Below are 15011 nucleotides of genomic sequence, written 5' to 3' on the forward strand. Positions count from 1 at the left end.
TTATGCATCGCGACATTCAAACCGATAAATGGATCGCCGTCTGCAACCTGGACGAGATCGTGCCCAACACCGGCGTGTGCGCCTTGCTGAATGACGCGCAGGTCGCCGTGTTCCACGTCGACGACGGCAACGCGCGCGTGTTCGCCATCGATAACTACGATCCGAATTCGGAAGCGGCCGTGCTGTCGCGCGGCCTGGTGGGCAGCCTGGGCGAACGCATCGTGGTGGCCTCGCCGATCTACAAGCAGCACTTCGACCTGCAGACCGGCGAGTGCCTGGAAGCGCCGGAGCATTCGGTCGGCACCTACCCGGCGCGCATCGCCGAGGGCAAAGTCTGGGTCGGCCTATGAAACCCGCACTGGTCGTGATCGGCAACGGCATGGCCGGCATGCGTACCGTCGAGGAGCTGCACAAGCTGGCGCCGGATATGTATGACATCACCGTATTCGGCGCCGAGCCGCACGGTAACTACAACCGCATCCTGCTGTCGCCTGTGCTGGCCGGCGAGAAGAGCATGGAAGACATCATGCTCAACACGCGCGAATGGTACGTCCAGCACGGCATCACGCTGCATGCGGGCGATCCGGTCGAGCATATCGACCGCCGCAATCGCATCGTGCGCGCGCGTTCCGGCCTGGAGGTGCGCTACGACCGCCTGCTGATCGCCACCGGCTCCAAGCCCTTCATCATTCCGGTGCCGGGCCATCAGCTGCGCGGCGTGCTGGCCTTCCGCGACATCCAGGACGTGGAAACCATGCTGGCGATGGCGCGCAACCACCGCCACGCGGTGGTCATCGGCGGCGGCCTGCTTGGCCTGGAAGCGGCCAACGGCCTGCAGCGCCAGGGGATGTCGGTCACCGTGGTGCACGTCACCGACGCGCTGATGAACCAGCAGCTCGACAAGCCTGCCGCGCTGCTCCTGCAAAAGGCGCTGGAAGCCAAGGGGCTGAAGTTCATGATGAGCGCGCAGACCGAGGAGATCGTCGGCCCGGACCGCGTGACCGCCGTGCGTTTCAAGGACGGCACCGTGATTCCGGCCGACCTGGTGGTGATGACCGCCGGCGTGCGTCCGAATATCGACCTGGCCAAGTCGGCCGGCCTGCATTGCGAACGCGCCATCGTGGTCGACGACACGCTGCAAACCTACGATCCCCGCGTCTACGCGGTGGGCGAGTGCGTGCAGCACCGCAGCGCCACCTTCGGCCTGGTGGCGCCGATCTGGGACCAGGCGCGCGTCTGCGGCGCCCACCTGGCCGGCGCCGGCGTGCGCCGCTATGTGCAGCAGACTTCCCCCACGCGCCTGAAGGTCACCGGCGTCGACCTGTACTCGGTCGGCGATTTCATCGGCGGCGAAGGCAGCGAAGACCTGGTGCTGCGCGATGCGCGCCGCGGCGTCTACAAGCGCCTGGTATTGAAGGATAATCGTGTTACCGGCGCCGTGCTGTACGGCGACGTCAAGGATGGCCCGTGGTACTTCGGTTTGATACAGAACCGTACCGACATTACGCCGATCCGGCAAAACCTGTTGTTTGGCGAAGCGCTGTCCGCGCGCGCCGCATGATTTGAGCGAGAAGCATCTTGAACCTGTCCACTGACCATCTTGCAGTACGCACTACCTGCGCATATTGCGGCGTAGGCTGCGGCGTGCAGGCCACGCCCAAGGCCGACGGCACGATCGCCATCGCCGGCGACAAGCTGCATCCGGCCAACAAGGGACGCCTGTGCGTCAAGGGTTCCGCCTTGGGCGAGACGGTGGGCCTGGAAGGCCGCCTGCTGTATCCGCAGGTGCGCGAGGCCGACGGCCTGCGCCGCGTCTCCTGGGACGATGCGCTGGACAAGGTGGCGCAAAGCTGGCGCGCCATCATCGACGAGCATGGCCCGGACGCCGTGGCGCTGTACGTATCGGGCCAGCTGCTGACCGAGGACTACTACGTCGCCAACAAGCTGATGAAGGGCTACATCGGCAGCGCCAACATCGACACCAACTCGCGGTTGTGCATGTCGTCGGCGGTTGCCGGCTACAAGCGCGCCTTCGGCGAAGACCTGGTGCCGCTGTGCTACGACGACCTGGAACTGGCCGACATGGTGGTGCTGGTCGGCTCGAACACGGCATGGTGCCATCCGATCCTGTTCCAGCGCATCCTCAAGGCCAAGGAAGCGCGCCCGGAGATGAAGCTGGTGGTGATCGATCCGCGCCGCACCGCGACCTGCGAGCTGGCCGACCTGCACCTGCCGGTCAAGGCCGGCACCGACGTCTGGCTGTTCAACGGCCTGCTGAGCTATCTGTCGCGCATCGGCGCGGTCGATCCGGGCTTTATCGCGCAGCACACCAACGGCTTCGACGCCGCGCTGGACATGGCCAACCTCGATTGCAGCGATCCGGTCGCCGTGGCCAGGATCTGCCGCATCGAGCTGCCGGTGCTGATGGAGTTCTACGAATCGTTCGCCTCCACGCGCAAGACCATCACCGCCTACTCGATGGGCGTGAACCAGTCCTCGGCCGGCACCGACAAGGTCAACGCCATCATCAACTGCCACCTGGTCGGCGGCCGTATCGGCAAGCCGGGCATGGGCCCGTTCTCGATCACCGGCCAGCCGAACGCCATGGGCGGACGCGAAGTCGGCGGCCTGGCCAACATGCTGGCCGCGCACATGGACCTGGAGCGCGCCGATCACCGCAACGTGGTGCAGACCTTCTGGGATTCGCCGGCGATGGCCGACAAGGCCGGCCTGAAGGCGGTCGACCTGTTCAGGGCGATCGAGGACGGCAAGGTCAAGGCGGTGTGGGTGATCGCCACCAATCCTATCGTCAGCCTGCCGGACGCCGACCAGGCGCGGCGCGCGCTGGAGAAGTGCGAGCTGGTGGTCGCCAGCGACATCATGCAAAGCACCGACACCAACGCCTATGCCGACGTGCTGCTGCCGGCGCTGGGCTGGGGTGAAAAGGACGGTACCGTCACCAACTCCGAGCGCCGCATCTCGCGCCAGCGCGCCTTCCTGCCGGCGCCCGGCGAGGCGCTGCCGGACTGGAAGATCCTGTCGCTGTTCGCGCAGAAGATGGGTTTCAGCGGCTTCGATTTCTGCGGCGCCCACGGCGTGTTCGACGAGCATGCGCGCCTGAGCGGCTTCCGCAACGCCGTCGGCGACGTGCCGCGCGCGTTCGACATGTCCGGCCTGGGTGGCCTCAAACAGCGCGAGTACGACGACCTCGAACCGACCCAGTGGCCGGTGCGCCGCGCCGCCTCGGGTGAGCTGCAGGTGGAAGCGCGCCTGTTCAAGGATCACTGCTTCGCGCACGCCGACGGCAAGGCGCGTTTCATCACCACCGCGCCGCGCGCACCGGCCAATCCCGTCTGCGAGGATTATCCGCTGTCGCTCAACACCGGCCGCGTGCGCGACCAGTGGCACACCATGACGCGCACCGGAAAATCGGCCACGCTGGCCGACCACATCGCCGAATCCTTCGTCGACATGCATCCGCAGGACGCGCTGCTGAGCGGCGTGCGCGAGGGCGAGCTGGCGCGCATCAGCTCCGCATGGGGCGCGATGGTGGCGCGCGTGCAGCACGGCGGCGGCATCCCGCGCGGCAGTGTCTTCATTCCTATCCATTGGTCGGGCCAGACCTCGTCCGATGCGCGCGTCGGTGCGCTGGTCAACCCGGTGGTCGATCCGGTCTCGGGCGAGCCGGAATTCAAGCATACGCCGGTGCGCATCGAGCAGTTCCGCGTCAACTGGCATGGCTTCATCCTCAGCCGCGATGAGCTGGATCTCGACAGCGTGGCGCACTGGACCCGGATCCAGGGCCGCGAGTTCGCGCGCTACGAGCTGGCCGGCCGCAACACCATCAAGGACTTCAGCGGCTGGGCGCGCGAACTGCTGGGCGTGCAGGACATGGACGCCGACTGGCTCGAATACGAGGACCGCACCGCCGGCGTGTACCGCGCCGTGCACGTGGTGAACGACCGCATCGAGCAATGCGTGTTCCTGTCGCCGCGCCAGGACATGCCGTCGCGCGCATGGCTGGCCAGCCTGTTCGTCAAGGAGCTGCTGAGCGAAATCGACCGCGTCGGCCTGCTGGTCGGCATGCCGGTGGAGAAGGGCGCCGACACCGGCCCCACCGTGTGCTCCTGCTTCGGCGTGGGCCGCAACACGATCTGCAGCGCCATCCTGGAAAAGGACTTGAAGACGGTGCCGGAAGTGACGGCCTGCCTGAAAGCCGGCGGCAATTGCGGCTCGTGCGTACCCGAGATCAAGAAGATACTGGTGCAGACCCGGGTGGAGGCGGAGGAGGCAAAATTGTAATTATGGTAAATTAGACTATCGATCGCTTGATCATGACCACAGAGAGCGAACATGTCTATCCGTGAAAACTTCTCCGATGCCGATATGGACCAGTGGCTCAACGAGAACCGAGTCACTGAAATTGAATGCCTGGTGCCCGATCTGACGGGCGTGGCGCGCGGTAAGATCCTGCCGCGCGCCAAATTCACCCAGGAGCGCGGCATGCGCATCCCCGAGGCGGTGCTGGGCATGACCGTCACCGGCAACTACCCGACCGAGGACGTGGCCTACGACCGCGCCATCTCCAACACCGACCGCGACATGATCCTGCGCGCGGATCCCGGCAGCATCACCACCGTGCCGTGGGCGATCGACCCGACCGCGCAGGTGATCCACGATTGCTACTTCGCCGACGGCACGCTGGTCGATTTCGCCCCGCGCTCGGTGCTGCGGCGTGTGCTCAAGCTGTACGCGGACCGCGGCTGGAAGCCGGTGGTGGGCCCTGAGCTGGAGTTCTACCTGACGGAAAAGAACATCGATCCCGACTTGCCGCTGAAGGCGCCGGTGGGCCGCAGCGGCCGCGCCGAGACCAGCCGCCAGGTCTACAGCATCGACGCCGTCAACGAGTTCGATCCGCTGTTCGAGGATATCTACGACTACTGCGCGCTGATGAATCTCGATGTCGACACGCTGATCCACGAAACCGGCGCCGGCCAGATGGGCTTGAACTTCCAGCACGGCGACCCGCTGGCGCTGGCCGACAACGTGTTCTACTTCAAGCGCACGTTGCGCGAGGCGGCGCTCAAGCACGATATGTACGCAACCTTCATGGCCAAGCCGATGGCGGGCGAGCCGGGATCGGCGATGCATGTGCACCAGAGCGTGAGCGACGCCGTCACCGGCCGCAATATTTTCACCGCCCCGGACGGCGCGCCGTCGGCCATCTTCAAGCACTACATCGGCGGCCTGCAGCGCTACACGCCGGCGGTGATGGCGATCATGGCGCCCTATGTGAACTCGTATCGCCGCATCGTGCGCCACACGGCCGCGCCGATCAACATCCAGTGGGGCATGGACAACCGCACGGTGGGCTTCCGCATCCCGATCTCCGGCGTCGAGCAGCGCCGGGTCGAGAACCGCATCATCGGCGCCGACGCCAACCCCTACCTGGCGATGGCGGTGACGCTGGCCTGCGGCTATCTCGGCATGGTGGACCAGCTGGAGCCGACGCCGATGATCACCGGCAGCGCCTATGACCACGTTTATGAACTGCCGCAAGGCCTGCCGCAGGCGCTGGAGCTGTTGCGGCGCGAGGACCGGCTGCGCGACGTGCTGGGCGAGCGCTTCATCGATGTCTATACGGCGATTAAGGAGCTGGAGCACCAGGAATTCATGACCGTCATCAGCCCGTGGGAGCGGGAACACCTGTTGTTGCATGTCTGATTCGGCGTCCACCAGCGCCCGCGCTGCATTTATAATCATGGGTTCGGAAAAACGGGCGGCCCGCGGACGGCTGCCTTTTTGATATATTATTAATATCATTTATATTTCAATAACATGACCATAGAGCGAGCTGCTGAACCCTTCCTCCTGATCCGCAACCTGATTAAGGAATTCGACGGCGTCCGTGCCGTCAATGACGTCTCGGTCGCGATCAACAAGGGCGAGATCTTCGCTCTGCTGGGCAGCTCCGGCTGCGGCAAGTCGACGCTGCTGCGCATGCTGGCCGGCTTCGAGACGCCGACCCAGGGCAGCATCACGCTGGGCGGCAAGGATATCGTCAGCGTGCCGCCGCACCAGCGCCCGATCAACATGATGTTCCAGTCGTACGCGCTGTTCCCGCATCTGTCGGTGTGGGACAACATCGCCTTCGGCCTGCGCCGCGACGGCCTGCCGAAGGACGAAATCGCCGCGCGCGTGGAGCAGATGCTGGCGCTGGTGCAGTTGCAGGCCTACGGCAAGCGCAAGCCGCACCAGCTGTCCGGCGGCCAGCAGCAGCGCGTGGCGCTGGCGCGCAGCTTGGCCAAGCGTCCGCAGTTGCTGTTGCTGGACGAGCCGCTGGGCGCCCTGGACAAGAAATTGCGCGAACGCACCCAGATGGAGCTGGTCGGCATCATCGAGGAAGTGGGCGTCACCTGCGTGATGGTGACCCACGACCAGGACGAGGCGATGAGCATGGCGACCCGCATCGCGGTGATGAGCGAAGGCCGCATCCTGCAGGTCGGCGCGCCGGGCGAAATCTACGAGACGCCGAATTGCCGTTTCGTGGCGGACTTCATCGGCAGCGTCAACCTGTTCAACGGCAGCGTGGCGGAAGATGAGCCGGACCACGTCATCATCGATACGCCGGAGGGCAGGCACTACGTCACCCACGGCATCACCGGCACCATGGGCATGCCGGTATCGGTGGCCGTGCGTCCCGAAAAAATCGCGCTGCAGACCGAGGCGCCGACGCAGGAGCAGCGCGCCAACGCCAGCGAGCATGGCTACAACTGCGTGCAGGGCGTGGTCACCGGCATCGCCTACTTCGGCAACGAGACCAGCTACCATGTGCAGCTGGACAGCGGCACGGTGCTGAAGGCCACGCGCACCAACGCGGCGCGCCATGACGATTCCGCGCTCAAGCGCGAGCAGCGCGTGTTCGCGTGGTGGGACGGCGCCGACGTCGTCGTGCTGACCAGCTAAGGCGGAGCGCAGCCATGAACTTTCTCAAGAACCTGCTGTCGCTGCGATGGATCACCGGCCGCCGCGTCGTGATCGCCGTGCCGTTCCTGTGGCTGACCTTTGCCTTCCTGGTGCCGTTCCTGATCGTCTTGCGCATCAGCTTCACCGAGGCGGACAACGGCGGCAACCCGTTCGGCACCTTGATGACGCTGGTGGACGGCGTCGTCACGCTCAAGGTCAAGATCTCCAACTACCTGTTCATCGCGGAAGATGAACTGTATGCGCTGACTTATCTGAACTCGCTCAAGTTCGCCGCGATCACGGCGGCGCTGTGCCTGGTCATCGGCTATCCGTTCGCCTACTTCATGGCGCGCGCCAGGCCGACGGTGCGCCCGGTGCTGCTGATGCTGGTGATGATGCCGTTCTGGACCTCCTTCCTGCTGCGTATCTACGCATGGAAGGGCATCCTGGCCAATCACGGCATCCTCAACAGCTTCCTGCTCGGCATAGGCGCGATCAGCGAGCCGCTGCATTTGATGAACACGCAGTTCTCGCTCATCATCGGCATGGTCTACGCCTACCTGCCGTTCATGATCCTGCCGCTGTACGCCAACCTGGTGAAGATGGACGTGCGCTTCCTGGAAGCGGCCGCCGACCTGGGCGCCACGCCGCTGCAGGCGTTCTGGCGCATCACGGTGCCGCTGTCGAAGTCGGGCATCATCGCCGGCACCATGCTGGTGTTCATCCCGGCGGTGGGCGAGTACGTGATCCCGGAACTGCTGGGCGGTCCGGAAACGCTGATGATCGGCCGCCAGCTGTGGGACGAGTTCTTCACCAATAACGACTGGCCGCTGGCGTCCTCGGTGACGGTGGTGGTGATCATGCTGATCCTGGTGCCGATGGCGATCTTCAATAAATACAAGGCGGACCAGGAGGCACGTTCGTGAGCGCTAAATTTAACTTCGTGCAGCGCTGGTTCGGGCGCGGCTGGCTGTCGATGGGTTATCTGTTCCTGTACCTGCCCATCGTCGTGCTGGTGGTGTTCTCGTTTAACAGCTCGCGCCAGGACATGGTGTGGAGCGGCTTTTCCACGCAGTGGTATGCGGAACTGATGAACGACTCGGAGATCATCGGCGGCTTCGGCCTGTCGTTGCGCATCGCGCTGCTGACGGCGTTCGCTTCCGTCACGCTGGGCACCTTCGCCGCGTTCGTGCTGCACCGCTACCAGCGCTTCGCCGGCCGTACGCTGTTCTCCGGCATGGTCAGCGCGCCGCTGGTGATGCCCGAGGTGATCATCGGCCTGTCGCTGCTGCTGATGCTGGTGTCGGTGCAGAAGATATTCGGCTTCCCGGAGCGCGGCCTGATGACGATCTGGCTGGGCCACACGCTGCTGGGCATGGCCTATGCGGCGGTGGTGGTGCAGTCACGCCTGCAGGAGATGGACAAGTCGCTGGAGGAAGCGGCGATGGACCTGGGCTGCAAGCCGTACCAGGTGTTCTTCCTGGTGACGCTGCCGAACATCAAGCAGGCGCTGGGATCCGCCTGGTTGCTGACGTTTACACTGTCGCTGGACGACGTGGTGCTGTCGGCCTTCCTGTCCGGTCCCGGCTCGTCGACCATGCCGATCGTGATCTTCTCGCGCGCCCGCCTGGGCCTGGACCCGCGCGTCAACGCGGTGGCCGCGTTGACGATCCTGGTGGTGTCCATCGGCGTGATCGCCTCCAGCCTGTACATCGCCCGCAGCGAGCGGCTGCGGCAGAAGCAGGTCGCCTCGGCGGCCAAGGGTTAATCGGCGTAGCCCTGCCGGTACTCCCACCAGGCGCTGGCGATGAAGATCGCCGCGCCGCACCACAGGACGGCGGGCAGCGCATTGATGCCCGCCGTTTGCATTAATACCCCCGTCAGCAAAGGGCCGCCGGCGCTGGTGATGCCCCAGCTGGCGTTGACCACGGCGCTGGCCGCGACCAGCGACTGGCCTTTGAAGCGCTCACCGCAGGCCACCAGCGACAGCATGTAGATCGCGCCCGCCGTGGCACCCAGCATCAGCAGCAGCGCCCACCACAGCCATGGCGTGCCGGCGGCGAAAGGCAGCAGCGGCAGCAGCACGCAGACCGCGATGCCGCAGCCGACATGCACGCGGCGCCGGCCCACATGGTCGGCCAGCCAGCCGAACACGAACTGCAGCGCCGTGTCGCCGACCAGCACCACCGTCGCCGACAGCAGCGCCAGTTCGGTGACGATCCCCTGGCGCATCGCATACAGCGGCAACAGGCTCAATGCCAGCGTGTCGAACAGCGCGAAGAAGGCGGCGCCGATGGCGATCATCCACATGCGCGGCAGGATGCGCTGCCAGGCCACATGCGGCTCATCTTCATCGCCATGGCCGGTTTCGGTGATCAACAGCATGCCGGGCAGCGCAAGCAGGAACAGCGCGCCGCAGGCGGCGAACGGCAGGGCGATCCGATTGGCCACGCCCGCCACCAGCGCGGGACCGATCAGCTGGAACAGCGTGAAGCTGGTGGTGTACATCGCCACCACGCGCCCGCGCGAATTGACCGGCGCCAGCCGGTTGACCCAGGCTTCGCCGATGGTGAACAGCACGCCCATGCAGGCGCCGAACACGAAGCGCAGCAAGCCCCATAACAGCAGGCTGTCGGTGACCTCCATCAGCGCGGTCGACAATCCACCGGCGACGATGGCGCCTATCATGCAGCCGCGCGGGCCGTGGCCGGCCACCCAGCGCGACACGAACGGCGCCGCAGCCAGGATGCCGAAGGCGCTGACGGCGGTGATGATGCCGATGATGTCGGTGCCGACGCCGCGCTGGTGCAGCGTCAGCGCGGTCAGCGGGATGGTCGCGCCCAGCCCGAGGCCGACCACGCCGATGCTGGCCACCAGTGCGATGAAATCGCGCCACGCCATGGTCTTCATGCGCGCACTCCCGACAGGATGACGGCCGCGAGCAGCGGGGCGAATTCCGCGATTTTCTCCGGCGTGCAGTAGGCGTAGCCGACCAGCAGGCCGCGCCGCACCGGTGGCGCCAGGTAATAGGCGGAGAGCGCCTTGACCTGGATGCCCGATTCGGCCGCCAGCTTTTCCAGCGCCACGTCGTCGACGTCGTCCGGCAGTTCAAGTACCAGGTGCAAGCCCGATTCCTCGCGCGAGATGGTCACGGGCTGCCCAGCCAGGCGCTGCTCCAGCGTGCGGCGCAACAGCTCGCGCCGCGCGCCGTAGGTCTGTCGTATCTTGCGGATGTGGGTCGTGAAGTGGCCCAGCGCGATGAAGTCGGCCAGCGCCGCCTGCACCATCAACTGGCCGGGCCGCTGCAGGTCGTACAGCGCGCTCTTGAAAGCGGCTATCAGCGCCGGCGGCACCACCAGGTAGCCGACCTTGATGCCGGGGTAGAGCACCTTGGAGAAGGTGCCCATGTAGAGCACGCGGTCGTCGTTGTCCAATCCCTGCAGCGCGGCCAGCGGCCGGCCGGTGTAGCGGAACTCGCTGTCGTAGTCGTCTTCCAGTATCCACGCGTTCTTGCGCACGGCGACGTCGAGCAGTGCGCGGCGGCGCGCAAGACTCATCACGGCGCCGGTCGGATACTGGTGCGAGGGCGTCACGTAGATCAGGCGCGGCCTGGTGGCCAGGTCTGCGGCTTCCAGCGCCATGCCGTCGGCGTCGACGGTAATCGGATGCAGCTTCAGCTCACGCGCCTGGAACGCGCGGCGCGCCCCCCAGTAGCAGGGGTCCTCGACCCATGCGGTGTCGCCGGCGTCGGCCAGCAGTTGCGCGCACAGGTCCAGCGATTGCTGGGTGCCGGCGGTAATCATCACCTGTTCCACCTCGACCTTGACGGAGCGCGACATGCGCAGGTAGTCGGTGACGGCCTGGCGCAGCGGCAGGTAGCCGCCGGACTGGCCGTAGTCCAGCAATTCGCCGCGCGCTTCGCGCCAGACGCGGTTCTGCAGCCGCTGCCACAGCTTGAACGGGAACGATGAAAAGTCCGCGTCGCCGGCAAACGGCTGGATCTCGAAGCGGGGGCCGGCGGCGTAGCTGGTCAGTTCCTGGCCACGCCGGGACAGCGGAACGGTTCGCGGCGTGGTGCGGCCCGCGCGCGGCGCCGATCCGCCACCGCGCATGCTGGCGCTGCGCGCCTGCAGATCCGCGACGTAGGTGCCGCTGCCCAGCGTACTGCTGACATACCCCTCCGCCGCCAGCTGCTCGAACGCGGCGATCACGGTATTGCGCGAGATGCCGAGGTCGCGCGCCAGGTCGCGGCTGGACGGCAGTTTGCTGCCGGCGCCGAGCTGCTGTTGATGGATTGCGGCCTTGGCCGCCTCGTACAAGCGGCGCTGTTGCGACAGCTTTGGGTGGAAATCGGCTTGCGCCAGCACGTGGCCCAGCAGATCGGAAGTGGGGGACATGAGGAAGTGGTTCTAACGATTATCAATAAGTGGCACTCGCAATGATACCAAAATGCGCATATCATTGACTGAAATCCAATAGATGAAAGCTTCTATGCGTCGCCCCATCGTCCTGGTCCCTGCATGCGTCAACCAGATTGGCGCCCATCCGTATCACACGGCGCAGCTGAAGTACGTGGCCGCCGTCGCCGATGGCGCCAACTGCGCGCCGCTGATCATCCCGGCGCTGGGTGCCGCCACCGACATCGACGCGCTGCTGGCGGTGGCCGACGGCGTCATGCTGACCGGTTCCCCGTCCAACGTGCACGCCGGCCTGTATGGCGAAGCGCTGCTGGATCCATCGCTGCCGCTGGATGCGGCGCGCGATGCCACCACGCTGCCGTTGATACGCGCGGCGATCCAGCGCGGCATTCCGTTGCTGGCGATCTGCCGCGGCTTCCAGGAAGTGAACGTGGCGCTGGGCGGTACGCTGCACCAAGCGGTGCATCACGTGACCGGCATGGCCGACCACCGCGAACAGAAGAGCCACACGCTGGAGCAGCAGTACGCGCCATCGCATCGCGTACTGCTGGACCCCGGCGGGCGCATGGCGCAAATACTGGGCGGGATCTCCGAGATCATGGTCAATTCGCTGCATGGCCAGGGCATCAACCGGCTGGCGCCAGGCCTGGCAGTGGAAGCGCGCGCCGACGACGGCCTGGTGGAAGCCTACCGCGTCGCGGACGCCATCGGATTTACGCTCGCGGTACAGTGGCACCCGGAGTGGCGGTTCTCCGAGAACCCCGACTCCATCAAATTATTCACGGCCTTTGGCGAGGCTTGCACGAAGTATCAACACATCCGATAAAAACAAAATGAGAGAAGCACATGGCAATTCGCGAAAATTTTACCTACACCGATATGGACCTGTGGCTCAACGAGAAGCACGTCACGGAAATTGAATGCCTGGTACCCGACTTGACCGGCGTGGCGCGCGGGAAGATCCTCCCGCGCGGTAAATTCACCCAGGAGCGCGGCATGCGCATCCCGGAAGCGGTGCTCGGCATGACCGTGACCGGCAACTACCCGGTGGAAGACGCGGGCTACGACCGCGCCATCTCCACCACCGATCGCGACATGGTCCTCAAGGCCGATCCGACCACCATCACCATGGTGCCGTGGGCCACCGATCCGACCGCGCAGGTCATCCATGACTGCTATTTCTCCGACGGCCGCCTGGTCGACTTCGCGCCGCGCTCCGTGCTGCGGCGCGTGCTCAAGCTGTACGCCGACAAAGGCTGGAAGCCTGTCGTGGCGCCGGAACTGGAGTTCTACCTGACCGCGAAGAACAGTGATCCGGACCTGCCGTTGAAACCACCCATCGGCCGCAGCGGCCGCGCCGAGACCAGCCGCCAGGTCTACAGCATCGACGCGGTCAATGAATTCGATCCGCTGTTCGAGGACATCTACGATTACTGCGAGATGATGAACCTCGACGTCGACACGCTGATTCACGAAATCGGCGCAGGCCAGATGGAGATCAACTTCCTGCACGGTGATCCCCTGGGCCTGGCCGACAAGGTGTTCTTCTTCAAGCGTACCTTGCGCGAGGCGGCGCTGAAGCACGATATGTACGCGACCTTCATGGCCAAGCCGATGGCGGGCGAGCCGGGTTCCGCGATGCATGTGCACCAGAGCGTGGTGGACGTCAAGACCGGCAAGAACATCTTCAGCGCGGAAGACGGTTCGGCCGCGCCGATCTTCAAGCATTACATCGGCGGCCTGCAGCGCTATATGCCGTCGGCGATGGCCATCGTTGCGCCTTACGTCAATTCGTACCGCCGCATCGTGCGCCACACGGCGGCGCCGATCAACATCCAGTGGGGCATGGATAACCGCACCGTTGGTTTCCGCGTGCCGGAATCGGGTGTGCAGGACCGTCGCGTCGAGAACCGCATCATCGGCGCGGATGCCAATCCCTACCTGGCGCTGGCGGTGACGCTGGCCTGCGGCTATCTCGGCATGACCGAGCAGCTGGAGCCGACGCCGATGACCGTCGGCAGTGCCTACGACCTGAAGGTCGAACTGCCGCAAGGCCTGCCGGAAGCGCTGCAACTGCTGCGCGGCGAGGACAAGCTGCGCAGCGTGCTGGGCGAGCGCTTCATCGACGTCTACTCCGCGATCAAGGATCTGGAGCACCAGGAATTCATGACCGTCATCAGTCCGTGGGAGCGCGAGCACCTGCTGCTGCACGTCTAAAAGGAGAGAACATGGCCAACACGGAATACGATACCGCCGCCATCCAGAAGCTGGATACGGCTCACTACATGCATCCATTCACCGACCACAAGGCGCTGGGCGACAAGGGCGCGCGCGTGATGGTGCGCGGCGAGGGCATCTATCTGTGGGACTCGCAGGGCAAGAAGATCCTGGACGGCATGTCCGGCCTGTGGTGCGTCAATGTGGGCTATGGCCGCACCAGCATCTCCAAGGCGGTCTACCAGCAGATGGAGACGCTGCCGTTCTATAACAGCTTCTTCAACACCACCAACGTGCCGGCGGTGCAGCTGGCCGCCAAGCTGGCGCAGGTATCGCCGCCGCAGTTCAATCACGTTTACTTCACCGGATCGGGCTCGGAGGGCAACGACACCAATCTGCGCATGGTGCGCCGCTATTGGGATGTGCTGGGCTACAAGGACCGCCACACCATCATCAGCCGCCACAACGCCTATCACGGCAGCACCGTGGCCGGTGCGTCGCTGGGCGGCATGGATGGCATGCATGCGCAGGGCGGCTTGCCGATTCCCGGCATCGTCCACATCGGCCAGCCGAGTTATCTGGAGTCCGGGCGCGGTATGACGGAGGACGAATTCGGCATCGAGGCCGCGTCGTGGCTGGAGAAAAAAATCCTCGAAGTCGGCCCGGACAAGGTCGCGGCGTTTATCGGCGAGCCGATTCAGGGTGCCGGCGGCGTCATTATCCCGCCCGCCACCTACTGGCCTGAGATCCAGCGCATCTGCGACAAGTACGGCATCCTGCTGATCGCCGATGAAGTCATCTGCGGCTTCGGCCGGCTGGGCAAGTGGTTTGCGTCCGAGCTGTTCGGCATCAAGCCGGATCTGATCACGTTTGCCAAGGGCGTGACGTCGGGCTATGTGCCGCTGGGCGGCGTGCTGGTCGGCGACCGCGTGGCCAAGGTGCTGATCGAGCAGGGCGGCGAGTTCAATCACGGCTTTACGTATTCCGGGCACCCGGTCGCCTGCGCGGCGGCACTGGAAAACATCCGCATCATCGAGGACGAAAAGCTGGTCGAGCGCGTCGCCAATGACACCGGGCCTTATCTGAAGCAGTGCTTTGCCGGGCTGGCCGGCCACCCGTTGGTCGGCTATGCCGACAGCTGCGGCTTTGTCGCCGGGCTGAATCTGGTGCGCAGCAAAGGTGCGACGGTGCACGACAATGTACTTTTCGACGAAGAGCAGGCGGTAGGCATGATCTGCCGCGGCTATATGTTCAACAATGGCATGATCATGCGCGCCGTCGGCGACCGCATGATTGTCGCCCCGCCGCTGGTGATGACGACCGCGCAGATCGATGAAATGGTGGCGCTGATACGTCACTGCCTCGACCTGACGTACGCCGACCTCAAAGAGCGCGGCTGGGTATGAGGAG

General features: G+C 65.1%; 12 protein-coding genes. 10 read left to right on the forward strand and 2 right to left on the reverse strand.

The features are described 5' to 3' along the window. The first annotated feature begins 2 nt into the window (after positions 1 to 2). From nirD to ACEN9F_RS22115, 7 genes are all read left to right on the forward strand, one after another. Positions 3 to 350, forward strand: coding sequence for a nitrite reductase small subunit NirD (gene nirD, locus ACEN9F_RS22085; protein WP_413423360.1), 348 nt, complete (start codon positions 3 to 5; stop codon positions 348 to 350). Further along, positions 347 to 1561: an NAD(P)/FAD-dependent oxidoreductase gene (locus ACEN9F_RS22090; protein ID WP_413423361.1), complete on the forward strand. Its 1215-nt coding sequence runs from the start codon at positions 347 to 349 to the stop codon at positions 1559 to 1561. Before nirD ends, ACEN9F_RS22090 begins: the two co-directional genes overlap by 4 nt. A 17-nt stretch (positions 1562 to 1578) precedes the next feature. Further along, positions 1579 to 4302: a molybdopterin-dependent oxidoreductase gene (locus ACEN9F_RS22095; RefSeq protein ID WP_413423363.1), complete on the forward strand. Its 2724-nt coding sequence runs from the start codon at positions 1579 to 1581 to the stop codon at positions 4300 to 4302. A gap of 51 nt (positions 4303 to 4353) precedes the next feature. Then, positions 4354 to 5724, forward strand: a complete 1371-nt coding sequence (locus ACEN9F_RS22100) for a glutamine synthetase family protein (protein WP_413423365.1) — start codon at positions 4354 to 4356, stop codon at positions 5722 to 5724. Positions 5725 to 5838: 114 nt separating this feature from the next. Next, on the forward strand, positions 5839 to 6966 hold the full coding sequence (locus tag ACEN9F_RS22105) for an ABC transporter ATP-binding protein (protein ID WP_413423367.1): 1128 nt from the start codon (positions 5839 to 5841) through the stop codon (positions 6964 to 6966). Between the two features lie 14 nt (positions 6967 to 6980). Next, entirely contained in the window at positions 6981 to 7892 is a 912-nt protein-coding gene (locus ACEN9F_RS22110) for an ABC transporter permease subunit (RefSeq protein ID WP_413423368.1), read from the forward strand. A 50-nt stretch (positions 7893 to 7942) separates the two neighbouring features. Continuing rightward, entirely contained in the window at positions 7943 to 8734 is a 792-nt protein-coding gene (locus tag ACEN9F_RS22115; RefSeq protein WP_413427135.1) for an ABC transporter permease, read from the forward strand. On the opposite strand, the gene ACEN9F_RS22120 is transcribed toward ACEN9F_RS22115, so the two are convergent. Both ACEN9F_RS22120 and ACEN9F_RS22125 read right to left on the reverse strand, forming a co-directional pair. Continuing rightward, a complete protein-coding gene (locus tag ACEN9F_RS22120; protein WP_413423370.1) occupies positions 8731 to 9876 on the reverse strand; it encodes an MFS transporter in 1146 nt (381 codons plus the stop codon). The two genes, ACEN9F_RS22115 and ACEN9F_RS22120, sit on opposite strands and share 4 nt — an antisense overlap. Continuing rightward, positions 9873 to 11363, reverse strand: coding sequence for a PLP-dependent aminotransferase family protein (locus tag ACEN9F_RS22125; RefSeq protein ID WP_413423372.1), 1491 nt, complete (start codon positions 11361 to 11363; stop codon positions 9873 to 9875). The genes ACEN9F_RS22120 and ACEN9F_RS22125 overlap by 4 nt, the downstream gene beginning before the upstream one ends. A 94-nt stretch (positions 11364 to 11457) precedes the next feature. On the opposite strand from ACEN9F_RS22125, the gene ACEN9F_RS22130 reads away from it, so the two are divergent. From ACEN9F_RS22130 to ACEN9F_RS22140, 3 genes are read left to right on the forward strand one after another with little or no spacing between them, the layout of a single operon-like run. Further along, positions 11458 to 12210 (forward strand): gamma-glutamyl-gamma-aminobutyrate hydrolase family protein, encoded by a 753-nt coding sequence (locus ACEN9F_RS22130; RefSeq protein WP_413423374.1) that lies wholly within the window; start codon positions 11458 to 11460, stop codon positions 12208 to 12210. Positions 12211 to 12230: 20 nt separating this feature from the next. After that, positions 12231 to 13601, forward strand: a complete 1371-nt coding sequence (locus ACEN9F_RS22135) for a glutamine synthetase family protein (RefSeq protein WP_413423376.1) — start codon at positions 12231 to 12233, stop codon at positions 13599 to 13601. An 11-nt stretch (positions 13602 to 13612) separates the two neighbouring features. Beyond that, positions 13613 to 15007 (forward strand): aspartate aminotransferase family protein, encoded by a 1395-nt coding sequence (locus ACEN9F_RS22140; protein ID WP_413423378.1) that lies wholly within the window; start codon positions 13613 to 13615, stop codon positions 15005 to 15007. Positions 15008 to 15011 lie beyond the last annotated feature (4 nt).

The sequence above is a fragment of the Duganella sp. CT11-25 genome (genome assembly GCF_047302815.1).
In the GTDB taxonomy this organism is placed as follows: domain Bacteria; phylum Pseudomonadota; class Gammaproteobacteria; order Burkholderiales; family Burkholderiaceae_D; genus Rugamonas.

What these genes read in the sequence shown, in the direction of transcription:
- ACEN9F_RS22105 (WP_413423367.1), top strand. Translation starts at nt 5,839, where the DNA reads ATGACCATAGAGCGAGCTGCTGAACCCTTCCTCCTGATCCGCAACCTG.
- nirD (WP_413423360.1), top strand. Translation starts at nt 3, where the DNA reads ATGCATCGCGACATTCAAACCGATAAATGGATCGCCGTCTGCAACCTG.
- ACEN9F_RS22115 (WP_413427135.1), top strand. Translation starts at nt 7,943, where the DNA reads ATGGGTTATCTGTTCCTGTACCTGCCCATCGTCGTGCTGGTGGTGTTC.
- ACEN9F_RS22140 (WP_413423378.1), top strand. Translation starts at nt 13,613, where the DNA reads ATGGCCAACACGGAATACGATACCGCCGCCATCCAGAAGCTGGATACG.
- ACEN9F_RS22100 (WP_413423365.1), top strand. Translation starts at nt 4,354, where the DNA reads ATGTCTATCCGTGAAAACTTCTCCGATGCCGATATGGACCAGTGGCTC.
- ACEN9F_RS22120 (WP_413423370.1), bottom strand. Translation starts at nt 9,876, where the DNA reads ATGAAGACCATGGCGTGGCGCGATTTCATCGCACTGGTGGCCAGCATC.
- ACEN9F_RS22125 (WP_413423372.1), bottom strand. Translation starts at nt 11,363, where the DNA reads ATGTCCCCCACTTCCGATCTGCTGGGCCACGTGCTGGCGCAAGCCGAT.
- ACEN9F_RS22130 (WP_413423374.1), top strand. Translation starts at nt 11,458, where the DNA reads ATGCGTCGCCCCATCGTCCTGGTCCCTGCATGCGTCAACCAGATTGGC.
- ACEN9F_RS22110 (WP_413423368.1), top strand. Translation starts at nt 6,981, where the DNA reads ATGAACTTTCTCAAGAACCTGCTGTCGCTGCGATGGATCACCGGCCGC.
- ACEN9F_RS22135 (WP_413423376.1), top strand. Translation starts at nt 12,231, where the DNA reads ATGGCAATTCGCGAAAATTTTACCTACACCGATATGGACCTGTGGCTC.
- ACEN9F_RS22090 (WP_413423361.1), top strand. Translation starts at nt 347, where the DNA reads ATGAAACCCGCACTGGTCGTGATCGGCAACGGCATGGCCGGCATGCGT.